Source organism: Actinomyces sp. HPA0247 (genome assembly GCA_000411415.1).
Taxonomy (GTDB): domain Bacteria; phylum Actinomycetota; class Actinomycetes; order Actinomycetales; family Actinomycetaceae; genus Pauljensenia.
On the sequence record KE150450.1, the window covers coordinates 509,916 to 531,737 of the forward strand.

Genomic DNA, 21,822 nt, shown 5'->3' on the forward strand with positions numbered 1-21,822 from the left:
GGATGTGAGTCAGTTCTCCGGAAGCCAGGTGGGACCACCAAAGCCGCGCTGATGCCCACCAGCTGGACCGGACCCCTCGTCTCCCTCGAGACCGTAGCGCTCCTCGAGCGCGCGGAACAGCTGCAGCGTCGTCGCGAGCGCACACATCACCTGCTGAACGAGCTGCGCATCCGTCGCACCATACTCATAGTCAGCATTCACCTCGGCGACAACACGGTCACCCTCATCCTGGTCAGCGACGTACGCCTTCGGCCACAGGAACTCGCCGTGCCAGGCCTGCAGGAAGTCGCGTAGATCCTCGCCAAATTCGATGGGAACGAGACTCTTCATGAACGCGACGATCGACAGCACCTCGCGCGAGTCGCCAAGGAAGCGGAAGCAGAATAGGTGTCCCTCCCACAAACCACAGAGATCCCCATCGTTATCGATACGCCAAGTCCACCCCTCAGAGTCAAATAGGAGGCCCAAGCGCTCCTGCGTGATGGGGCGAACCATATCGAAACGATTCGCTTCAAACTCCGAATTACCCGTGACAATTCCTTCCGGAGGTGCTGCTTTGCTACCTCCCCATTGTTCCATATCAGAGGCGGTATCGTCCGGCAGATCGCGGCGGCGAGGCGTCTCCTCACCGTCGGTTCCTCCGTCGGCATCCGCCCGCCAAAGCCAGCCCATGATGTTCCCCTATTCGTGCCGATATTCATTGACGCGCCACTGCGTCGCTACCGACGGGGCGAGAGCGCGTCGACCGCCCCTAACGATGGTCCACATATGCTTTCCCATTGGCGCCTCCTCCGCTCACCTCATCGTGTTACCAGCACGTGTCTTGGTGCTTTCACAGTAGCGTAGAAACCGCGAAAAACCAATGCCCCCAAGGCTTTTACGCCACCGCTGAACGCCACCTTCAAGACGGTGCGTCACCATCGTCGCAGCTCATCCGGGGGGCCCGAGGCAACTATTTTTAGTTTGTATGCTTGATCACATTTACGATTAGCTCTTGCAGAACACAAACCTTTCTACTAAATAGGGCAATTTGCATTGGTGGACCCCGGTGAATCCTGCGAAATCCCGCGGGGCCCAGCGCCAGAAACCGGCGGCATTGACAAGGACGGTCCCGGTATTGCCGCCCCCGAACCGACCGAGGCGGCTGGGAATGCGAGCGGCAAGGTGGGCAGCGGCAAAGGCCTCGCCGTCTTGGCAACCAGCCAACGCAGCGCCCACTCCGCGGGACCACGAGAGGTTCCCCCGACCTCGGCAATCACACAGCCGAAGCCAATCAGCGCCCAGACCCCCAGTGCAAGAAGCCCCGAAACCGCAACCCCCAGCACACGAACGCCGAACGCGCCAAGCACGCCGAACATAACAATAAAGAGCAGCGTCTGCGACAGGTAGGCGGTCATCGAACGGCGACCGATCGCACTCAAGAACGCGCATACCGAGCCGAGACTCTCGCGTGGGCCACCTCCCACGAGCGCGAGAAGCGCCAGCCACCCGCAGGCTCCCGCAACACCCGAGGCATGAAAGAGCGGATACGACCAGGCAGCCGACCCGACAAATGCCCAGTCCAGCTGCATAAGGGCGAAGGGAACGGCCCCGAGCGCTCCGATCCCCAGGCCCACAAGCGCGATGCCAACCAGGAGCGGCCCGCGCCCACGCGGATCCTGCAGCAGCCCCCAGCGAGCAACACCCACGCCGATCATCACGCAGGGGACGACGAGCGCCGTCAGGACAGTCATCGGCGTCGCGATAAGCCAGGAGGCGAGCGAGACCAGCAGATACGACGCGTCCAACGCGACGGGTCCATGGCTCTCCAGCACCATCGGCTCGCGCCCCACCATCGCCGCCATCGACCAAATCCCGAGCATGCTCAAGGAGGCGATGATCGCGCCGACCAGCACGCGCAGCCACGGCCGCCGCATGACAATCACCTCGGCAAAAATGACCGCCACGAGACCGTACGCGCCAATAATGTCGCCCGCGAAGACGATTCCATGCACCAGGCCGAAGGCCAGCATCCACCAGCCGCGGCGGCGAATCAGGCGTGAGGCCGCGCGGCGCGCTCGCCGCTCGACGGAATCCCGGACGTTCTCGCACTGGACGGTGTTCCACCCGGCGCTCAGCTCGGGGGGAATCGCGTCCATCGCGAAGCGGCGCTCACGCTCGATCGTGCGCGAGGCCATGATCGCCATACCAAAGCCGAACAGAATCGAAAACAGCGGATACGCGCGACGGTCCACAAACAGGGTTCGCACCAGGTACCACCACTGATCGGCGTCGTTCATGGCCGCCAGCGCCGCCTCGCCCACCTGCGGCGCATCCGGGAAATAGCGCAGCCAGAAGGGCACATTTGCCAGCGCGATGAGCGCGAGCATGAAGCCTCGCGCGACATCGGGGGCGGGGAAACGCACCTGGCGTGCGCCCGTGAAAGACAGGGTGTGCATGGCGTCCTTACTCGAGGTGGTGTCGATGCAGCAAAGGGGCGAGGCCGGAGATCCTCCGGGGCCTCGCCCCTCGCGTACGGAGTGCTCTCAGCCGATGGCCGACATCATCGCCTGCTGTTGAATCTCTCGGCGCCTGCCGTTAGCTTTCACCACGAGCACGATGCCGATGATCATGATGATCGTGCCGCTGACACCGACGACCGTGGACCAGATGAGGCCGTTCGTGCTGGACTTCGTGATGTCACCAGCACTGACATCCATGCCCGCAATGTCGGCTCCCGCGGGCAGACCCTCACAGTCGATGCGGTAGGTACCCGCGGGCAGATCCGTGGCCGTGTAGTAGTTGTTGACCCCAGCAAACGTGTGCATGTCGTACACGTCGCCGTCCGTGTCCGTCATCGTGCACGACGTTGCCTCAGCCTCGCCGAGGAGGATCGTGTACTGCCCGTTGGCACCAACCTCGACGGTCCCGCCATTGGTGATGCTGACGGCGTTAACATTCTCGGGCGTCTCCGTGTTGAGGCCTGAGAAAGCGACCACAGCGAAGATGACCGGGGCGACGATGAGCATCATGAGCAGGCCGACGACGATCATAATCGTGCCGGGGGCTCGACTGGGCAATTTCATGGTGGGCATGACCGCGGGACCGCTGTAACCGGTACCCGGATAGGCGCCCTGGGCGGGCATCGCGCCGTTCGCACCATCTTGTCCGTACTGCGGCCAGGGGGTGCCCTGCTCGCCGGGGACTCCGTAAGGCCTGGGGTTCGACATGAGGAAAGCCTTCCTAGGAATTCGTTTGTGTCAGCATAGCAACGCGGGGGCTCAGCGCGGGCGTTCCCGCAGACCCATCAGGCCTCGTGAACGATGCGTAGACGCTCAGCGCGCAGTTGGGCGACGCCCGGGACTTCAAGGGGCGCGAGCTCAGACCCCGTGGCGCGCTGCAGCAGCAGGTCCGCCAGCTCCGGATTACGCGCGAGAGCAGGGCCGTGCATATAGGTCGCGATGATGGATCCCTGAACGGCGCCGTCGTAGCGCACCTCGGGTGGGGTCGTGCCGCGAGGCGTGCCGTTGCCAACGCCGGACAGCACGCGTCCCAGCGGGGCGGCGTCAGGGCCGAGGACGGTACCGCCCCCGTGGTTTTCGAAGCCGGTGAGCGTCTGGGTGAGGCCATCAAGGACGGGCTCACAGACGAGTTCGCCGATCGCACGGTGCCCCTGAGGCTCGGTCGTGATGTCGAGGACACCCATGCCCGGCACGCGAGCGCCGCGCGCATCCTCGTACCAGTGGCCGAGGACCTGCAGGGATGCGCAGATCGCCAGGAGCGGGCGCCGGGCATCAAGGGCGCGGGCGAGGCCCGAGGTGCGGCGGAACTTGTCGGCAGCGAGCGCCTGAGCGGTATCTTCGCCGCCGCCGAGCGTGTAAATGTCGAGGCTGTCGGGGATTTCATCAGTCAGCCCAACGTGGACGACCTCGGCGTCGATGCCGCGCCTGCGGGCGCGCTCGGCGAGAATCAGGGCATTTCCGCTGTCGCCGTAGGTGCCCAGCACCTCGGGCATGAGGACGCCGATTCGCAGCGTGGAGGTGCTCATCGCGTGCCTTCCTTTCGATCGAGCAGGACCTTGAAGTCGCGCATGGCCGTGTAGTTGAGGAGCATCTCGACGCGGCCCGGCTCGCAGAGCGCCAAGGCATCCATGGGCAGCGGGACGAGGTCGCAGTGCACACCCGCGTATTCGAGGCGCACAGCCAGGTCGGCACCGCGCTCACCACAGGCGACGACGCGGCGGCCGGGCTGCTTGACGGCGGAAAAGTCGACGTCCCACAGCCAGGAGAGGTCCTGGCCGTCGGGAACCTGACCGTTGACGCCGATGACAACCTGGTCGACGCGCGGGTCGATCATCGTCATGGCTTCCTGCCATCCAGCCGGATTCTTCGCCAGCATGAGGCGGGCGCGGCGCCCGTTGACGTCGTGCACGGAGTATCGCCCGGCGACCTCGGTAACCCCGCTGACGGCCGAGGCTGCGACGGCTGGGTCGATGCCCATCGCGACGGCCGCGGCGACCGCCTGCGCGGCATTGCCGAGGTTCGCGCGCCCGGGAAGCTGCAGGTTAAGGGGGACGCTGATGCCGTCCGGTCCGCGCAGCGTCGCGCGCGGGCCTTCGGGGGAAAGCTCAACGTCCTCGAGCCACCACTCGGGCTGCGGACGACTCGTCAGTTCCGGCAGTTCCTCCCCCTCGAATGCGGGGATCAGATGCCAGTCGTCACCGCTGCGGACGACGCGGCCACCGCGCGGATACGCGGCAGAGTCGCCACCCCAGCCTCCACCGGCTGCGACCCACACAACGTTCGGATTGTCGGCGGCAGCCGAGACGATGAGAGGATCATCGCAGTTTGCGACGACGACGGCGTCCGGATGAGCCGAGGCCCCCTCACGCAGGCGACGCTCGACCGTCCCGATCTCTCCCACGCGATCGAGCTGGTCGCGCGAAAGGTTGAGATAAACGAACACGGCCGGATCCACGTCGGCCGCAACGGCGGGCACATGCATCTCGTCGACTTCGAGGGCGGCCCGCGTCGCGCCCTTGCCCTGCATGAGCGCCGTCAGGACACCCGAGGTCATGTTGTCGCCGTTGATGTTCGAGGCGACGCGACCGGCGCTTTCGAGCGCCGCACGCACCATGCGCGTCGTCGTCGACTTGCCGTTCGTGCCGGTCACAATGACGGACGAGTAGGGGGCAGCCAGTTCACGGAGGAGCTTCGGGGAGATACGCAGCGCAACCTCGCCGCCAATCATGCCGCCAGAACCGCGCCCGAGGGCTCGGGACGCGAAGCGGGCAGCGCCGCCTGCAGCCGTAGCAAGGCGAGAGCGCACCGACAGGTGATGCGAAGAATTCGTCATGCATCCACGTTATCGCATGCGGGGCGCTGGCCGCGTCGTCGACGCATATCGACTTCCCCCACCAGGACGAGGCCGGGGACCATCAAGAGGGTGTCTTTCCTCGCGCGACACGCGGGTGTGCCCCTAACCTGCACAGATAGTTACGCATTGCATATCGACGTTACATACGCCATTTCTGTGTGACGGCGTCGATATTGTTCGGCGGTTAATTTCGACCGCTCAGCCGCCCGACAACACCGCCCGAGCAGCCCAAGATCTCAGCATTTTCAAGGAAAACACCTCATCATCAACAAACGTGCAGGTCAGAGGGCATTTCAGAAAAAGAGTTGCGAATTAGACGCACATTTTTTCCGCGCCCCCTGCACGTTTGCCCCAAGCGACGAACACCCCAAAAATCGACTACCGAAACCCGCTGTGACCTGGTAAAACTATGTTCAGCGGGCGCAAGCCTGCCGCCTGTTCCAGGCTTCGGTCGGGGATCCTGTGTGCCCCCGGATCCTCGATCGAATATGCTGCGGGACCCATCCTTTGGATGGGTCCCGCAGTCCTTTATGTTGCAGTGTCGCACCGCTGAGAAACGATGCAGCCTTCTCAGTGTCATGCCGATCAGAAACGATGCATGCTACCGCTGGGAGACGATCGTCCCTTCGATGACGTCGTGTGCCTTCGAACGCGGCGGCGCCGGAAGCTCCGAGCGCGCCGACGTCTGGGCGGCCGCGAGCGCGGCAAGAGCGCGCACAGGGCTCCACACGGTGAGGGAGCCACCGGAGCCATTCGCACGCCGTGACGTGCGATCCCACGGCCGCTCACCACGCCGTATCGGCATGACCTGACCATCCGCGGACGCAGCAAACACTCGATTACGCCTGGCTTCAGCGGCCGTGACCGCATCGCGCAGGGCGTCCCGTTCCTCTTCCAGGGCCTCGACGCGGCGCTCGAGCTCGAGGATGCGTCGGATTCCTGCGAGGTTGATGCCCTCCTCCTGGCTCATCCGCTGCACGTCGCGCAGGCGCTGCACGTCGCGCTTCGTATAGCGGCGACCCCGCCCCTTGGTACGGGCGGGGATCACCAGGCCGAGTCGGTCGTACTGGCGCAGGGTCTGCGGATGCATGCCCGCCAGCTCGGCCGCAACCGAGATGACGAACGTAATCGCGTCGTCCGTTCCAGTGCTCGCCATCGCTTACTCCTCCGAGGCCTCGGCGAGGGAGGCGCGCACGTCGAGGTCGCCCTCGGCCGCCGCCAGCTCCTTCGCGAGCTTCTTGAGCTCGCGGCTCGGCTTCTCGGGGACGCGGATGGCCACGCGAGCGATCAGGTCGCCCGTCGCCTTGGAGGTCTTGACGCCCCCTCCGCGCACGCGGATCTCAGTACCCGAGGAGGACCCTCCGGGCACCTTGACCGTGGCCGTGTTGCCATCGATCATGGGCACGTCGACGACGGCGCCGAGGATGGCCTCGGAGACGGTCACCGGCAGTGTCACCACCAGGTCGTTTCCTTCGCGCGAGTACACCGGGTGCGGCTTGACGGTCACGGCGACCTCGAGGTCGCCAGTGGGACCGCCGTGCGTGCCGGGCTTGCCGTGGCCCTTGACGCGCACCTTCTGGCCGTCCTTGATGCCCGCGGGGATGCGGACCTTGATCGGAGAGCCGCCGACCTTGATGGTCAGCGTCGCGCCGTTGAGGGCCTGACGGAAGGAGATGGCCAGCTTCGCGCGCACCGTGCCGCCCTTTTCGGGGGTCGGTGCCTTCTGCTGGGCGTGAGCGCCAGCGCCGAAGGGCGAGCCGTAGGGGTCGCCCCCGAAGCGCGCGCCCGCACCGCCGCCACCGCCGAAGAGGCCGGAGAGGATGTCCTCAAAGCCAGCCCCGCCGCCGGGCATGCCGGAGGTCTGGAAGCGCACGTTGTGGCCGCCGCCCCCAAAACCGCCGCCGCCGAAGCCGCCGAAGAGATCTTCGAAGCCACCGGCGCCGCCGGATCCGGCGGAGAATCGAGCTCCACCGCCGGCCATCGCGCGAATCGCGTCGTAGCGCTTGCGATCCTCATCGTTGGACAGGACCGCATATGCCTCGCCAATTTCCTTGAACTTGGCTTCGGCCGCCTTGTCGCCCGGGTTCTGATCCGGGTGCCACTGCCGCGCCAGCTTGCGGTAGGCCTTCGTAATGGCCTTCTTATCCGCTTTCTTATCGACTCCCAGGACCTTGTAGAAGTCCTTCGAGAACCATTCTTGTTCACTCACGCGCGTTTCACCTCACTTTCAGTCACGAGCGTGTTGTCGCTGTTATTCAGGGTTGTTCACCAGCACCTTCGCGGCGCGCACCACGCGGTCTCCGCGGCGGTAGCCGCTCGCGAGGACCTGCCCGATGACGGGATGGTCAACGTCCGCGCTGGTCGTCGCCATCAGGGCGTCGTGCAGGGCCGGATCGAAATCGTCACCCTCGGCGCCGTAGCGCTCCAGCTCGAAGCGCGTCTTGAGCGTCTCCTCGAGCTTCGTGGCGATCGACGCGAAGGGACCGTCCTCCAGGTCGCCGTGCGCACGGGCTGCCGCGATGTCGTCGAGAACGCTGATCAGCGACTCGATAACCTCGTCCTGGCCGGCGGTCTTGTGACCGGGAATAGCCTCCTTGGAGCGACGCACGTAGTTGGCGTACTCCTGGCCCTGGTTGTACAGCTCCGCGTTGGCGCGGGCCAGCTGATCCTCGACGGCCGCGATGCGCTCGAGGGCCTTGGCGAGGTCAGAGTCCTCAATCTGATCCTCGAAGGCACTCATGTCGTCGGCCGAAGCCTCGGACGAGGCCTGGGCTGCGTCACCCGCACCGGGTGCGGCGTCGTTGTTCTCGGCCGCCTGGCCGGCCGGGGCCGACTCGAAAGAGTCGGCCCCGGCGACGTTGGCGTCTTCGTTGGGCGCCGAGAAACCGTTGGTTTCCTCGGTGCTCACTTGTCGTCCTCGTCAACGATCTCGGCGTCCACGACATCGTCCTGGGCAGGAGCGGACTGCGCGGCGGCCTCGTCGGCCTGCTGCTTGGCGTAGATCTCCTGGCCAATCTTCATGCCGGACTCGGACAGGGTCGCCATCGCGGTCTTCACAGCCTCGATGTCGTCACCCTTGAGGGCTTCCTTGACGGCGTCGACATCCTTCTGGACGGCCTCGCGGGTCTCCTCGGAGATCTTGTCGGCCTCGTCCTTAAGCAGCTTCTCCGTCGAGTAGACGGCCTGCTCAGCCTGGTTGCGGACGTCGGCCTCTTCGCGGCGCTTCTTGTCCTCGGCGGCGTGCTCCTCGGCCTCGCGCACCATGCGGTCGATGTCCTCCTTGGGCAGGGAGGAACCGCCGGTGATCGTCACCGACTGCTCCTTGCCGGTGCCGCGGTCCTTCGCGGAGACGTGAACGATGCCGTTCGCGTCGATGTCGAAGGTGACCTCGATCTGCGGCACGCCACGGGGAGCCGGGGCGATGCCGGACAGCTCGAAGGTGCCGAGCAGCTTGTTGTCACGGGCGAACTCACGCTCGCCCTGATAGACCTGGATGAGCACGGAGGGCTGGCCATCCTCGGCGGTGGAGAAGATCTCCGAGGCCTTGGTCGGGATCGCGGTGTTGCGATCGATGAGCTTCGTCATGACGCCACCCTTGGTCTCGATACCGAGCGACAGGGGGGTCACGTCGATGAGCAGGACGTCCTTGCGGTCACCCTGGATGACGCCGGCCTGCAGGGCAGCGCCCACGGCAACGACCTCATCGGGGTTGACGCCCTTGTTGGGCTCGCGACCGCCGGTCAGCTCCTTGACGACCTCGGTGACGGCGGGCATACGGGTGGAACCACCAACGAGAACGACGTGGTCGATCTCGGAGACGGTCACGCCGGCCTCGGCCATGACGTCACGGAAGGGCTTCTTGGTGCGCTCGAGCAGGTCCGCGGTCAGTTCCTCGAACTTGGCGCGCGTGAGGGTCTCATCCAGGTGGATGGGGCCATCGGCGGTCATGGACAGGTACTGCAGCGAGATGTTCGTGGAGGTCGCGGAGGACAGCTCCTTCTTCGCCTGCTCGGCAGCTTCCTTCAGGCGCTGGAGGGCGACCGCGTCCTTGGACAGGTCGGCGCCGGTCTTGGCCTTGACCTGGTCGATCAGCCAGTTGACGATGCGCTGATCCCAGTCGTCGCCGCCCAGGTGGTTGTCACCGGAGGTGGCGCGCACCTGAATGGTGGAGAAGCCGTCGTCATCCTTGCCCACCTCGAGGAGGGACACGTCGAACGTGCCGCCACCGAGGTCGAAGACCAGGATGAGCTCGTCTTCCTTGCCCTTTTCGAGGCCGTAGGCCAGAGCCGCGGCGGTGGGCTCGTTGACGATGCGCTCGACCTTGAGGCCGGCGATCTGTCCGGCGTCCTTGGTGGCCTGACGCTGCGCGTCGTTGAAGTAGGCGGGAACCGTAATGACGGCCTCGGTGACGGGCTCACCCAGGTAGGCCTCGGCGTCCCTCTTCAGCTTCTGGAGGATACGCGCGGAGATTTCCTGCGCGGTGTACTTCTTGCCGTCGATCTCCGTGGTCCAGTCGGTGCCCATGTGGCGCTTGACGGAGGAGATGGTGCGGTCGACGTTGGTGACCGCCTGACGCTTGGCGATCTCGCCAACCAGGACCTCGCCGGTCTTGGAGAAGGCGACGACCGAGGGGGTCGTACGAGCGCCTTCAGCGTTCGGGATGATGGTGGGCTCGCCGCCTTCGAGGACGGCGATAGCGGAGTTGGTGGTGCCGAGGTCGATACCGACTGCACGTGCCATGGTTGTTGTCCTTTCATTCGCTAGGCCATCTCCACTGCCGGAGCGGCTTGCGTTGGTCTGTGTGGTCTATGTGGTGCCGGGGGCTCCCGACACATCCTTGAGTCTGATGTACTCAACTTTAGGAGCCGGGTCTTTATTCCGCAACCCGTAGCTCTCAAACCTGAGTCTGATGTACTCAACTTTGGAGGCCTAGGTTTTATTCCCTCACCAAAGCCCTCTCAGCGTGAGTCACTCAAAACTTGAGTCTGATGTACTCAACTCTCTTTTCAGACTTTTATTCCATCCCGACATGACAAGCCCAAACATGGCTCATTGATGCGGAAACATGCACAGCGTCAGCCATTCGTAAGCCAAGCGAAAGTCTGTCGTAAGTATTTGCAAAACTCGAAAGTGGTGCACTACACCCCTCCTCTGGCAAACTAGAAACGCTCTCAACGACTGAGAGCCCCGTCAATCAATGGAGACTTGATGCGCATCACGAAACGACTGGCTGGCAGCCTCCTCGCCGGCCTACTGACACTAGGAATGGCAGGTCCCGCTTTGGCCGACACGCCAGCAGCCGACGGCGCCCAGTCGGGCACCACCGCCCCCCAGACCACCTACGACGCACGCTACGCGATCCCCGCGGCCGTGCCCGCCTCCGGCGAGGCGAAGGTCGCGCAGTGGCAGGACATGAAGTACGCCATGTTCATCCACTGGGGCGTCTACTCCTCCTACGCAGGCTGGTACAAGGGCCAGAAGCAGGAAGTCGGCTACCCCGAGCAGATCAAGGCATGGGGTCACCAGCAGACCTGGGATCAGCGAATCCCGCTGCAGGGCATCCCCCGCGAGGAGTACCTGGCCACCGCCCAGACCTTCGAGGCCCCCAACTTCGACGCGACCGCGTGGTGCCAGCAGGCTAAGGACAGCGGCATGAAGATGCTGCTCATCACCTCCAAGCACCACGACGGCTTCGCCATGTGGGACACGGCCACGACCGACTACAACTTCACGAAGCAGTCACCCTCGCACCGAGACCCGATCTACGAACTCTCGCAGGCCTGCCAGAAGGTCGGCATCAAGTTCGGCCTCTACTTCTCCAACATCGACTGGGAGAAGCAGCCCGAAAACCCGTGGATGAACAACAACACCCTGGACGAAGAGGGCTACATGGACTACATCCATGCTCAGCTCAAGGAACTCCTCGGCGGCAAGTACGGCGAGATCACCGAGCTCTGGTACGACATGGGTAAGCCCAACAAAGAGCAGTCCGACCAGCTGCGTACATGGGCGCACGAGCTCCAGCCGAACATCATGATCAACTCGCGCGTCGGCAACGACCGCGCAGACTTCGAGGTCGGCTGGGACAACGAGATGCAGTCCGAGCAGACCCAGGGCCCCTGGGAGTCGGCCGTCTCGATCTTCCACAAGTCGTGGGGCTACGCCAACTGGGACGACGCCGCTGCCACCTACAAGGACACCGGCTACCCGGACTACACCGAGGAAGACTGGGACCACATCCAGCAGGTCGACAACACGACGGCCCTGCGTAAGGCCCCCGGCGGCGCCCACATCAAGACCACCGAGATCGTGGGCAACATGTTCTCGACCGTGGCCCTGGGCGGTCAGTTCCTCTTCAACGTCGGCCCGAAGTTCGACGGCTCCTACGACCCGTGGGACGCCTCGGTCCTGAAGGGCGTCGGCGACTGGAACCGCGCACACCCCGGAATTCTCAACAACTCGCGCCCGACTCACTACCCCATCGAGACCTGGGGTAAGACCATGGTTGATGACTCCCACATCTACCTGGGCATCGAGAAGTGGCCGGCCGACGGCACGGTGACGCTGCGCGGCGCCGGCGCCAACGGCATCGCCTCGGTGAAGCTCGACGGCTCCGACGCGGCTCTGACCTACAAGGTTGAGGGCAACGACCTCGTCATCACCCTGCCCGCACAGCCCGACGAGATCCTCCCCGTCGTCACGGTCACCACGAACGGCACGCCCAACTACGTGCCCACCGGCCTGACCACCATCGGCGAGCAGGCGACCACGATCCCCGCTACCAGCCTCGAAAAGTTCAAGGCCCCCACCCCCAAGACCGGCGAGACCAGCTTCACGGCGTCCATCACCTCCGGCGACAAGGTCGCCTCGGGCGTGACCGTCTCCTTCGACACCGAGGGGTTCACGGACTCCTACGCGAAGTACAAGGTCACCGTCGCAGGCCAGACAATCAAGAACCTGACCGTCGCTGACCTGAAGGCGGGCGTCGGACCCTTCACGATCGGCCCGAACCAGACCGCTCGCGCCACCCTCGAGTACGACAACCCGGCGTACGTGCTGAAGGGCTTCGGCAAGGACACGACCGTCAAGTCGGTCACCGTGAAGGCGGAGAAGTTCTCGACTCCCGCGCTCTCCGTCGAGCCGTCGACCGTCGAGGCCGGCAAGACCGTCAACGTGAGGGGCACGGGCTTCGCGCCCGAGTCCACCGTGACGCTCACGCTGCACTCTGAGCCCGTCGAGGTCGGCACCGCCACCACGGACGAGAACGGTGACTTCACCGCTGAGGTGACTGTCCCCGCCAACACCGAGGCCGGGGACCACACGGTTGTCGCCGAGTCCAGCGCGCCAGTCGTCTCCGCGACCGCTCCACTGACGGTCATCGCTCCCCCGGCACCCGCCGAGGAGCCGAGCGCCGCTCCGAGCGAGCAGCCCTCCGCGGCCCCGGCTCCCGCCCCCGAACAGGGTGGCAAGGGTGGCCTGGCCCGCACCGGCACCAACGCGCTGATCCTCGTCGCGGCCGCACTGGTCGCCGCGGGAGCGGGCACGGCGTTCATCCGCCGCTCGCGCCTGGCCAAGGCCTAATCATCGCGTGGGCTTGACCACCACAGATGGGGGCGGGGCGTACCTGACGGTACGCCCCGCCCCCACTTACACTTAAGGGATGCGCTGCGACCACTTTGACGCCGGGACCTGCCGGTCCTGCTCCCTCCTCCCCCAGCCCTACGAGCGTCAGCTCGCCGGCAAGGTGGAGGCCGTCGCGGCCACCCTCTCCCCCGTCCCAGGAGCCGGCGAGATCGCCTGGCTGGCCCCGGCCTCGTCCCCGGAGAAGGGATTTCGGACGAGCGCAAAGCTCGTCGTCGGCGGAACCCGCCGCCGGCCCACCCTGGGCATCCTGGGGCCCGACCGCCGCGGCGTCGACCTGCCCGGCTGCCCCATCCAGCACCCCGCGATCAACCGCGCGACGCCCGGTCTGAAGCGCTTCATCCGCTCCCTGGACCTGACGCCCTACGACGTTCCCACCAAGCGCGGGGAGCTCAAAAACATCCTCATCACCGTGGGCGCAGGCCAGCGGCTCATGATCCGCTTCGTGCTACGTACGCGCGACCGCGTCTCCGACATTCGCTCAGCGCTGCCGCTCCTGCGCGACCTCGTGCCCAGCGCACACGTCGTCACCGCGAACATTCACCCCACGCACGAGGCCATCGTCGAGGGCCCCGACGAGATCATCCTGACCCGGGCACGCACGCTCCCCCTGGCCGTGGAAGGCCTCGAGCTGGGGCCTCGCTCTTTCGCACAGACGAACGCGTCCGTCGCCTCCGCCCTGTACGAGCAGGCCTCAGTGTGGGCGTCGCGCCCCTTCGCCGACGGGCGACTTCCCGAGAGCCTGTGGGACCTGTACTGCGGCGTCGGCGGCTTCGCCCTCGCTGCCGCGCGCGCCGGATTCCCGCGCGTCACCGGCGTCGAAGTGTCCTCCGGGGCGATCTCCTCGGCGATCAGCGCCGCCCGCCACGCGGGCCTGCCACGGTCGGCTGCGTCCTTCATCGCGGACGACGCGACCTCATGGGCTCGAGCCCAGTCGCCCGAGGACGTGCCCGACGTGATCGTCGTGAACCCGCCGCGTCGAGGCATCGGCGCGGACCTGGCCGCCTTCCTCAACGAGTGCGACGCACCCCGCGTCATCTACTCCTCGTGCAACCCCGCATCGCTGGCCACGGACCTGGCGGCCATGCCCACGCTGCGCCCCGTCGAGGGTCGCCTCTTAGACATGTTCCCGCACACGACCCACGCCGAGGTCGCCCTCCTCCTCGAGCGCGCGTAGGCCGGGCGGCACACCCCGGCCTCGCACTAGACCAGGTGCGACGCCAGCACGGCGAAGGCCCCTCGCATTCGGCCAAAGTCACTCTCATCTATCGCTCATCACCGTCGGTCACCTATCCCGCATGTCGCCCAATCACGTCGGTTCACTGCCCCGTGCCGTTACAATTGGACCTAACGTTAGGAGAAACATGACCGTCGAACTCATCACCGCCGCCACGCCCGAAATCCACGAGGCCATGGGGCGCCTGATCCCCCAGCTCTCCCGCTCCGCCGCCCCCATGAGCGAGGCCGACGTTGAGCGCTTCCTCGCCCAGTCCGGCGTGCACCTCTTCGTGTTCCGCCCCGACACCGCTGACGCGGAAGGCAACCACCCAATCCTCGGCATGCTGTCGCTAGCCACCTTCGAGATCCCCACGGGCGTGCGCGCGTGGGTCGAGGACGTCGTCGTCGACGAGGCCGCCCGCGGCCAGGGTGCCGGCCAGGCCCTCGTCGTCGCCGCGATTGAGCACGCCCAGAAGATCGGCGCGCGCACCGTCGACCTCACCTCGCGCCCCTCGCGCGAGGCCGCGAACCGCCTCTACCAGCGCGCCGGCTTCCAGCTGCGCGAGACCAACGTGTACCGCGTGACGCTCGAGAAGAAGTGAGCGCGCGGCGCTTGCACTGCTCACGGCCTTCGTGTCGTTTGCCGTGATTGCGTTGCTTGTTGCTGCTTGCGTCCCGAGCATTCATTATGTTGCCGCCCGCCCCCGCATGATGCGTGGGCGGGCGGCAACACAGCAAACGCCAACATATACACAGAGAGCAACATCAATCCCAGGGAAATGCGCCCCAAACTAAGGAATATCATCTAAACTATGCACAAATAGCTCTTTCCGTCAGCCCCCAGAACCACATGAGCAAAGGAGCTCAGATGCCAGAATGCGAAAAAATCAAATCAGTCAGCGATTTGATTCAGATCCTAAAAGACAAAAAAATTCGCTTCCGCAATAGTGAAGCATGGTATCGGGGCCAATCAGACGCAGAATGGGGTCTCGAACCTGGGATACATCGGGGAATTAACGGCGACAAAAATGAGTGCGATATTCTAATTCAATTTCAACAGCACGCGGCTGGTAAGGTAACACAGATTCAACTGGATAAGTGGGGATGGCTAACACTGGCACAACACCACACACTCCCAACTCGCCTTCTTGATTGGTCGACACAACCGTTAATTCCACTCTATTTCGCATGCCAAGACGCTTTATATCCGACCAAGATGGACGAAGAAACAACTCCAGATGGCGCCCTATTCATAATCGATCCAAAAGAGCTGAATCAAATTGCTAACCAGGAGTTACCACCAGGCGAACAAAGAACGGAATTCTACCCGCGGCTACTACAAGCATCCGACAAGACATTAGATTCATACTATCCGCACCAACAATCAGAACCACCCTATCGACAAATCCCGATCGCTGTTCGCGCACCAATGCTGTTTGAACGAATTGTTTTCCAGTCAGGAACATTTACCGTACATCCCAATCCAGCAGCAGCAGGTGCCGAAAACCTCAACTTAAACACAATTGCCGAAAAGCTTCTCATTCCTGGAGAATATAAGCAGGAGATTCTTGAGGAGCTTGGGCTTCTGGGAATTTCTGAGTTTGCAATCTACAGAGACTTGGACCGCGCAGCCAAACACATATCAGGAGACGCAAAATGACAATCAAAACCGATCGACTTGACGGATTTAAAGTGTCGGACTTCTATCGCCTTAAAGACGAGTTCAATCTCCACCCGGTGTACCAAAGAGACAATAACGTCTGGACAAATAGACAGAAAACTGTATTCATTGACTCAATCATCAACGGCTATTTAATTCCAAGTATATTCATAGAGTCAGTACCTCGTCCCGGCACCAAACGACGGGAACACTGGTCCGTCCTTGACGGCCAACAGCGCCTGACTGCGATTCTCGAATTTGCCGATGACAAGATTAAACTTTCAGATGACTTCATTTTCTTCGCCGACCGAAGCATAAAAATGAACGGAATGAAACTATCCGAGATACGTAACACGTACCCACTAATCGCAAGAAAGTTTGACACCTTTATTATCCCAACAATCGTTGTCGAAGCCGAAACGACCGACGAGATTGAAGAAATGTTCGAGCGACTCAACTCCTCAACAAGCCTAAACGCAGCAGAGGCGCGTAACGCCATTGGTGGCCCTATGCGAGATCTCAGTAACGAACTCGCTACACACGAATTTTTTGAACGTAAGTGCCCAATCAAGAACTTTAGATATAAGTATCGCGAGCTTGCAACAAAGTTTATTACTATCGAACTACAACTCAAACACAAAGGCACACTGCATGATCTCAAGGCAGGCACGCTTAAAAAGGTTTTCAAGCAAAGCAAAGAAGGAAAAGAGCCATACACTGCTACCTATCTCTCAGAAGCAACACAAGCCGCACATTCGACACTCGATAAAATGACCGAATGTTTTGATGATGAAGATCGCCTTCTCGGCTCTATTGGCTCCTTGGTTGTCTACTATCTCTGTTTCCGCGAAGCTGATTACGATTACTCGCGAGACACCATTGAACGTTTTGAAATTCTCAGGACAGAACAACGACGAATCGACAAAGAAGACGTATTGACCACCGACACACCCGAGTCGGTCTATTTGCGTAAATACAATGAACGCGTACAGTCTTCAAACGATGGCATTCCTTTAACTCAACGATCTCTTATTCTTAAGGCATATCTCCTAAATCCTGACGGACCTTGGGCACGTGACCTTAATTTAGAGTAGGCGAACATGAACACCTATCTACATTCATAATCTTCTATCAAACATCACGTGTGATACACGTTCATTTCGAAATTTATATCAATGATGATCCATAGTTGACTCAAATGTTGAGACTTGCGATACCTTAATAAACAAGAGATCGTAGGCGATAATCTAAGTATTCCTGCACATCTTGCAGCAGTTCGTCAGCACTTTTCAGTGCCGAGGGAAGGGCCTCCGCCCACGCCCTTCCTGGATGCAATGTGTCCCACTGTGGTCTAGCGCCCTTCGCACGTCCGCGCCCGGGTGCATGATTTCCGAATCCATCAATGCGCGCATTCCACACCGGCTGGTGCCTACGAATCATCGCTGATTCTCCCAAGGCGATCCATACGTCCTCCATCACAAGCCAACGTGCAGAGAAGTCTTCGATATTCAGGTTTATCGCTGCCTCAATACTCTTCCTATGGTCTTTGAGACGCTTCGTCAGCGCTGTCGTCTGCGTTGCAAGCTCAATTCCTTTTCGAGCACCGCTCGGAGAAGCCTTTCCGATGTAGATCGGCTCTATAAGCTTCTCCGCGTTAACAGCAGCAAGCGCCTTATACGCAGGGAATTTCCCGTGATAGTACAGGGCGTACACGCCAGCGCCATCAAATTCTGGCACCAACGCAAGCGGGACCGGGTCTTGGAGATGAAGCGCGTGCACGATTGACTCGGCAAGATTCTCCATCGCAAGGGGGTTAAACGGTTCCATCAACCAACACTCGCTTTCTGACTGTTAGCAACAACATCCGCATGGTCACGTTCTGCAGCCAACGTCAAGTGGCTGCGCACAGAGCTGGCCACAACCTCTGCAAGGCGGACCGGAACAGCATTACCTAGCTGACGCATAGCCTCAGTCCAAGGGCCATCCAACTGGTAGTCATCAGGAAATGTCTGAATACGTGCCGCTTCACGAACGGTGAAGTAGCGAACTCGCCCATCGGCGTAACGCACCATGTTTTCACCGCCGGGAACACCATGCACGCCCGCCTTGAGAGCCTTTGATGGCGAATCGATATACGATCCGGTATGTCCCGGGTAAGCACGCGCTCCCTTCTGCAGCACATGATTTAGGAACCGGGGGCTCCCTTGTTCACGCGGCGTAGGAAGTCCGGCGAGCACATCCCGTACCGTCACCCAGGGAAGTGCCTCATCAGCTTCAGCACGTCCACGCACCTCGATTCGGCGCTGACGCATAGGGACGTTCCAGCGCTCCCAATACTCTCCTGACTCCTGGATTGCTCGCAATGATGCCGCACTATGTGTTGGCTTTGGAAAATGCCATTCAGCATCAACATCTGTTCTGAAACCAACAAAGAATACGCGCCACCGCTGCTGCGGCACCCCGTAGTCTGCCGCATTAACAAGCTTCGTAAGAACACGGTACTGCAGATCCGATCGCACGGAAGTGTGCTCGGATTGCAGACGGGCATAGTGTTCCTGCCACGCTTCACCCTCGCGCGCAACCAGCTCAGGATGCGCAAGACGCAGCTTGATATACGAAAAATAGTCCGAGAATGAGGAGCGCGTGAGTCCACGAACGTTTTCGATGAGGAACGCTCGTGGTTTCATCTGCCGAATGACCTCAGCAGTTGCTGGAAACATATCGCGCGGATCATCAGCAGCCATAGCTTTTCCGCCCAGCGAAAACGGCTGACACGGAGGTCCACCGCTCACAAGGTCGATACCTTCACCAAGCGATGTCCAATCGACATCACGCACGTCGCCCTCGCGAACGTCGATGCCAGAAACGATAGGGAGTCCTCGGTCCCTGTTCAGCCGGAGGGTTTGGCAGCACCACGCATTCCACTCGGCTACAAGCTCCGTAGAAAAACCCGCGAGGTGGGTTCCCAGTAGGAGACCACCGCCACCAGCAAACAGTTCGACGCTTCTCATACGATCATTGTCCCAGTATCCACCTACAACTGCGTACTTCACGCACGGGGTCAGCTGTGGGATCGAGCAAGGTCCTGATTCGAGCGAGCACTTTGCATCTAGGTTATCCAGCTCTTCAAGAAAGCTAGGATCTCACAGCATGCACGACAGCAGCCCTCATCGGTTTAGCCGCTGCAGTGCCAGAACCCGTAAGTTCACAATCACTCAATGAAACCACCAACACCACTGCTGACTCCTTCGCTCGTCCGAATGAAACCGGCGGCACCTCTGCGCCCGACAACTGGATCAAAATCACCCGTTTCTCACCCGCAAAGGCGATGGCGGTTTCAATGCCACTCACATACGAGAGAGCAAAGGTGACACCGGTTTCATGCGAGAGATTTCTGATGCCCCCGGGCGGCGGCAGGGCTAGAGCCACACAAAAGTCGCACATAATTTCCCGCGGTCACTTTTGGAGACCGCCCACAAACATTGCAATTGCAACGATGCAAATTCATGGAGCGAAGAAGCCACAGGGAAATTACGTGCGACATTGGGGTCGCGCCGGTGTGGAGGGCGCCGGAGGGACCGGAGGGCACGGGCGGGCTTCGAGGCGCGGCGCCGAACGAAGTGAGGACGCCTAGCCTCGCGGGCGGCCGGGCCATCCGGCACCCGGAACACCAGCGGACCCACAAGCACCACCGAACAGAGAAGCCTCAGAACTCCTCGTAGTACTCCGGGTTCTGGTCGGCCTGGCGGCCGTCGGGGCGCCCGAGCGCGCTGATCGCAGCCATCTGTTCGGAAGACAGCGAGAACGAGAAGATGTCGAGGTTCTCGCGCTGACGCTCGGGGTTACCGGACTTGGGCAGGGGCAGGGTGCCGAGCTGGTAGTGCCAGCGCAGGATGAGGCGCGACGGGGACACGCCAACCTCGGAGGCCAGGGCAACGATGGCGGGGTCTTCGACGATGCGCCACTTGCGGCCCAGCGGGCTCCAGGACTCGGTGAGCACGCCGATGCGCGCGTGGTACTCAAGCGCGGAGGCCTGCGGGAAGTAGGGGTGCAGCTCAATCTGATTGACGCTCGGGTATTCGCCGGTCTCGGCGTGCACGCGGTCGAGGTGGTCGGGCAGGAAGTTGCAGACGCCGACGGATCGAATGAGGCCACGGTCGCGCGCGTCCAGCAGGGCTTGGAAGGCCTCGACGTACAGGCCGCGCTTGGGGTTGGGCCAGTGGATCAGGTACATGTCCCAGTAGTCCAGGCCGGCGCGCATGAGGGATTCCTCGACGGTATAGACGGCCTCGTCGTAGCGCTGGTGGCGTCCGGGGAGTTTGGAGACGAGGCGCAGGTCCTCGCGGGGAACGCCGCAGCGACGGACGGCGGCACCCAGGGCACCTTCGTTTTCGTAGTTGAAGGCGCTGTCCAGCATCCGATATCCGGCGTCGACGCCAGAAACCATCGCGGACACGCCCGCGGCACCACGCAGGTTGTAGGTCCCCAGTGCGATCGCGGGGACGTCCAGGCCGTCGTTCAGGGTGTATGCGGGGATCTCACTCATGTGTCAATCGTAGGCCGGGCCTCGCTGAGAGTTCTACCATGGGAGGTATGGCACAGCTTGAATTGGACGAGGTCCACGCGAACGCGGTGGACTATCAGCATTTCCTCCTTGATTCTCCTTCCCCCTATCACGCGGCCGAGGTCGTGGCGCAGCGTCTGGTGGACGCCGGCTTTACGCGCGTCGACGAGAAGGGCGCGTGGGACGCGTCCCCGGGCGGACACGTGATGGTGCGCGGCGGCGCGGTGGCCGCGTGGTTTGTCCCGGAGACAGTTGCCGATGACGCGGGCTTCCGCATCGTCGGCGCGCACACGGATTCACCGGCACTGTCGGTGAAGCCTTCGGTGCACTCGACGACGCCGGATGGCTGGGGCCAGATCGACGTCGAGGTGTACGGCGGCATGATGTGGAACTCGTGGCTGGATCGCGAGCTGACGCTGGCGGGCCGCCTGATCCTCAATAGCGGCGAGGTCGTCCTGGCCCGTACGGGCCCGATTGCGCGCATCCCGCAGCTGGCGATTCACCTGGATCGCGACGTCAACCCGGGCGGCCTGAAGCTGGATCCGCAGAAGCACCTGCACCCGGTGTGGACGGTGGATAACCCGTACGGCAACCTGCTGGAGTACGTGGCGCGCACGGCGGGCCTGGACGACGCCTCGCAGGTCGCGGCCTTCGACCTGATCCTCACTCCCAGCCAGGGGCCGGGCTTCTTCGGCGACAAGGGCCAGTTCATCGCGGCCTCGCGCCAGGACAACCTGTCGAGCGTGCACCCGGGCCTGGTGGCCCTTGAGCGCCTGGCCGCGCAGGGCACACCTGCGGGCGGAGACGTCACGGTGTTCATGTGCTTCGATCACGAGGAGGTGGGTTCCGGCTCGCGCACGGGCGCGGCTGGCCCGATCCTGGAGACGGTGCTGCGTCGCACGGCGACGGCGCTGGGTCGCGATGAGGATGGCTTTGAGCGCATGCTTGCGGCCTCGTCGTGCGTGAGCGCGGATGCGGCGCATTCAGTGCACCCGAACTACGCGGATCATCACGATCCGGATAACCGTCCGGTGATGGGTCGCGGCCCGGTCCTGAAGATCAACTCGAAGCAGCGTTACGCGACGGACGGCGAGGGCATTGCCCTGTGGAATCGCGCGTGCGCGGCGGCGGGAGCGGTGTCGCAGAGCTTCGTGGGCAACAACGCGATGCCGTGCGGCACGACGATCGGCCCGATCACGGCGACCCGCCTGGGGATCCTGACGGTGGACGTGGGCGTGGGCCTGCTGTCGATGCACTCGGCGCGCGAGATGAGCCACGTGGATGACCTCCTCACGCTCTCCCAGGTGCTCGAGGCGTACTGGCGCGGCGCCTGACGCCCGCGCCCGGCGAACCCGAAGGGTGAAGCCGTGCGCGCGGCACCCGC

18 protein-coding genes are annotated in these 21,822 nt (G+C 62.7%); 6 read left to right on the forward strand and 12 right to left on the reverse strand.

The genetic code is table 11. The features are described from left to right. Positions 1 to 9: 9 nt before the first annotated feature. From HMPREF1478_RS02110 to dnaK, 9 genes are all read right to left on the reverse strand, one after another. A complete protein-coding gene (locus tag HMPREF1478_RS02110) occupies positions 10 to 672 on the reverse strand; it encodes a type III secretion system chaperone family protein (RefSeq protein ID WP_016460429.1) in 663 nt (220 codons plus the stop codon). A 344-nt stretch (positions 673 to 1,016) separates the two neighbouring features. Then, positions 1,017 to 2,438 (reverse strand): DUF418 domain-containing protein, encoded by a 1,422-nt coding sequence (locus HMPREF1478_RS02115; RefSeq protein WP_016460430.1) that lies wholly within the window; start codon positions 2,436 to 2,438, stop codon positions 1,017 to 1,019. 87 nt (positions 2,439 to 2,525) lie between these two features. Continuing rightward, positions 2,526 to 3,209 (reverse strand): hypothetical protein, encoded by a 684-nt coding sequence (locus tag HMPREF1478_RS02120; protein ID WP_016460431.1) that lies wholly within the window; start codon positions 3,207 to 3,209, stop codon positions 2,526 to 2,528. 77 nt (positions 3,210 to 3,286) lie between these two features. Further along, the gene (locus HMPREF1478_RS02125; RefSeq protein ID WP_016460432.1) at positions 3,287 to 4,027 is read right to left on the reverse strand and encodes a type 1 glutamine amidotransferase; all 741 of its coding nucleotides are present in this window, start codon (positions 4,025 to 4,027) and stop codon (positions 3,287 to 3,289) included. Next, entirely contained in the window at positions 4,024 to 5,334 is a 1,311-nt protein-coding gene (locus tag HMPREF1478_RS02130) for a Mur ligase family protein (RefSeq protein WP_193393917.1), read from the reverse strand. The genes HMPREF1478_RS02125 and HMPREF1478_RS02130 overlap by 4 nt, the downstream gene beginning before the upstream one ends. Before the next feature lie 622 nt (positions 5,335 to 5,956). Further along, a complete protein-coding gene (locus tag HMPREF1478_RS02135; RefSeq protein WP_016460434.1) occupies positions 5,957 to 6,511 on the reverse strand; it encodes a heat shock protein transcriptional repressor HspR in 555 nt (184 codons plus the stop codon). A 3-nt stretch (positions 6,512 to 6,514) separates the two neighbouring features. Continuing rightward, positions 6,515 to 7,564, reverse strand: a complete 1,050-nt coding sequence (locus tag HMPREF1478_RS02140) for a DnaJ C-terminal domain-containing protein (RefSeq protein ID WP_016460435.1) — start codon at positions 7,562 to 7,564, stop codon at positions 6,515 to 6,517. A 42-nt stretch (positions 7,565 to 7,606) separates the two neighbouring features. Then, positions 7,607 to 8,263, reverse strand: coding sequence for a nucleotide exchange factor GrpE (locus tag HMPREF1478_RS02145; protein WP_016460436.1), 657 nt, complete (start codon positions 8,261 to 8,263; stop codon positions 7,607 to 7,609). Next, the gene (gene dnaK, locus HMPREF1478_RS02150; RefSeq protein WP_016460437.1) at positions 8,260 to 10,095 is read right to left on the reverse strand and encodes a molecular chaperone DnaK; all 1,836 of its coding nucleotides are present in this window, start codon (positions 10,093 to 10,095) and stop codon (positions 8,260 to 8,262) included. The genes HMPREF1478_RS02145 and dnaK overlap by 4 nt, the downstream gene beginning before the upstream one ends. 468 nt (positions 10,096 to 10,563) lie before the next feature. Between dnaK and HMPREF1478_RS02155 the strand changes: the two genes are divergently transcribed. The 5 genes from HMPREF1478_RS02155 to HMPREF1478_RS10215 all read left to right on the forward strand — a co-directional run bounded on the left by HMPREF1478_RS02155 (position 10,564) and on the right by HMPREF1478_RS10215 (position 16,968). Then, entirely contained in the window at positions 10,564 to 12,936 is a 2,373-nt protein-coding gene (locus HMPREF1478_RS02155; protein WP_016460438.1) for an alpha-L-fucosidase, read from the forward strand. 79 nt (positions 12,937 to 13,015) lie between these two features. After that, a complete protein-coding gene (locus HMPREF1478_RS02160; RefSeq protein WP_016460439.1) occupies positions 13,016 to 14,173 on the forward strand; it encodes a class I SAM-dependent methyltransferase in 1,158 nt (385 codons plus the stop codon). Between the two features lie 187 nt (positions 14,174 to 14,360). Continuing rightward, positions 14,361 to 14,816, forward strand: a complete 456-nt coding sequence (locus HMPREF1478_RS02165) for a GNAT family N-acetyltransferase (protein ID WP_016460440.1) — start codon at positions 14,361 to 14,363, stop codon at positions 14,814 to 14,816. Positions 14,817 to 15,082: 266 nt separating this feature from the next. Then, on the forward strand, positions 15,083 to 15,874 hold the full coding sequence (locus HMPREF1478_RS10210) for an FRG domain-containing protein (RefSeq protein WP_016460441.1): 792 nt from the start codon (positions 15,083 to 15,085) through the stop codon (positions 15,872 to 15,874). After that, complete coding sequence (locus HMPREF1478_RS10215; protein ID WP_016460442.1) at positions 15,871 to 16,968, forward strand: DUF262 domain-containing protein; 1,098 nt, start codon at positions 15,871 to 15,873, stop codon at positions 16,966 to 16,968. Before HMPREF1478_RS10210 ends, HMPREF1478_RS10215 begins: the two co-directional genes overlap by 4 nt. Positions 16,969 to 17,092: 124 nt before the next feature. Here the strand turns inward: HMPREF1478_RS10215 and HMPREF1478_RS02170 are convergent, their stop codons facing one another. From HMPREF1478_RS02170 to HMPREF1478_RS02175, 3 genes are all read right to left on the reverse strand, one after another. After that, the gene (locus HMPREF1478_RS02170; protein ID WP_016460443.1) at positions 17,093 to 17,701 is read right to left on the reverse strand and encodes an Eco29kI family restriction endonuclease; all 609 of its coding nucleotides are present in this window, start codon (positions 17,699 to 17,701) and stop codon (positions 17,093 to 17,095) included. Further along, positions 17,701 to 18,885, reverse strand: coding sequence for a DNA cytosine methyltransferase (locus tag HMPREF1478_RS10220; RefSeq protein ID WP_016460444.1), 1,185 nt, complete (start codon positions 18,883 to 18,885; stop codon positions 17,701 to 17,703). Before HMPREF1478_RS10220 ends, HMPREF1478_RS02170 begins: the two co-directional genes overlap by 1 nt. Before the next feature lie 695 nt (positions 18,886 to 19,580). Next, positions 19,581 to 20,420, reverse strand: a complete 840-nt coding sequence (locus HMPREF1478_RS02175; protein ID WP_016460445.1) for an aldo/keto reductase — start codon at positions 20,418 to 20,420, stop codon at positions 19,581 to 19,583. Positions 20,421 to 20,467: 47 nt separating this feature from the next. On the opposite strand from HMPREF1478_RS02175, the gene HMPREF1478_RS02180 reads away from it, so the two are divergent. Then, positions 20,468 to 21,772 (forward strand): M18 family aminopeptidase, encoded by a 1,305-nt coding sequence (locus tag HMPREF1478_RS02180; protein ID WP_034474825.1) that lies wholly within the window; start codon positions 20,468 to 20,470, stop codon positions 21,770 to 21,772. Positions 21,773 to 21,822: the final 50 nt, after the last annotated feature.

Excerpts from the sequence above, each read along its gene's own strand:
- HMPREF1478_RS02135 (WP_016460434.1), bottom strand. The coding sequence starts at position 6,511 with ATGGCGAGCACTGGAACGGACGACGCGATTACGTTCGTCATCTCGGTT.
- HMPREF1478_RS02170 (WP_016460443.1), bottom strand. The coding sequence starts at position 17,701 with ATGGAACCGTTTAACCCCCTTGCGATGGAGAATCTTGCCGAGTCAATC.
- HMPREF1478_RS02155 (WP_016460438.1), top strand. The coding sequence starts at position 10,564 with ATGCGCATCACGAAACGACTGGCTGGCAGCCTCCTCGCCGGCCTACTG.
- HMPREF1478_RS02175 (WP_016460445.1), bottom strand. The coding sequence starts at position 20,420 with ATGAGTGAGATCCCCGCATACACCCTGAACGACGGCCTGGACGTCCCC.
- HMPREF1478_RS02180 (WP_034474825.1), top strand. The coding sequence starts at position 20,468 with ATGGCACAGCTTGAATTGGACGAGGTCCACGCGAACGCGGTGGACTAT.
- HMPREF1478_RS10220 (WP_016460444.1), bottom strand. The coding sequence starts at position 18,885 with ATGAGAAGCGTCGAACTGTTTGCTGGTGGCGGTGGTCTCCTACTGGGA.
- HMPREF1478_RS02110 (WP_016460429.1), bottom strand. The coding sequence starts at position 672 with ATGGGCTGGCTTTGGCGGGCGGATGCCGACGGAGGAACCGACGGTGAG.
- HMPREF1478_RS02120 (WP_016460431.1), bottom strand. The coding sequence starts at position 3,209 with ATGTCGAACCCCAGGCCTTACGGAGTCCCCGGCGAGCAGGGCACCCCC.
- HMPREF1478_RS10215 (WP_016460442.1), top strand. The coding sequence starts at position 15,871 with ATGACAATCAAAACCGATCGACTTGACGGATTTAAAGTGTCGGACTTC.
- HMPREF1478_RS10210 (WP_016460441.1), top strand. The coding sequence starts at position 15,083 with ATGCCAGAATGCGAAAAAATCAAATCAGTCAGCGATTTGATTCAGATC.
- dnaK (WP_016460437.1), bottom strand. The coding sequence starts at position 10,095 with ATGGCACGTGCAGTCGGTATCGACCTCGGCACCACCAACTCCGCTATC.
- HMPREF1478_RS02165 (WP_016460440.1), top strand. The coding sequence starts at position 14,361 with ATGACCGTCGAACTCATCACCGCCGCCACGCCCGAAATCCACGAGGCC.
- HMPREF1478_RS02160 (WP_016460439.1), top strand. The coding sequence starts at position 13,016 with ATGCGCTGCGACCACTTTGACGCCGGGACCTGCCGGTCCTGCTCCCTC.
- HMPREF1478_RS02130 (WP_193393917.1), bottom strand. The coding sequence starts at position 5,334 with ATGACGAATTCTTCGCATCACCTGTCGGTGCGCTCTCGCCTTGCTACG.
- HMPREF1478_RS02125 (WP_016460432.1), bottom strand. The coding sequence starts at position 4,027 with ATGAGCACCTCCACGCTGCGAATCGGCGTCCTCATGCCCGAGGTGCTG.
- HMPREF1478_RS02115 (WP_016460430.1), bottom strand. The coding sequence starts at position 2,438 with ATGCACACCCTGTCTTTCACGGGCGCACGCCAGGTGCGTTTCCCCGCC.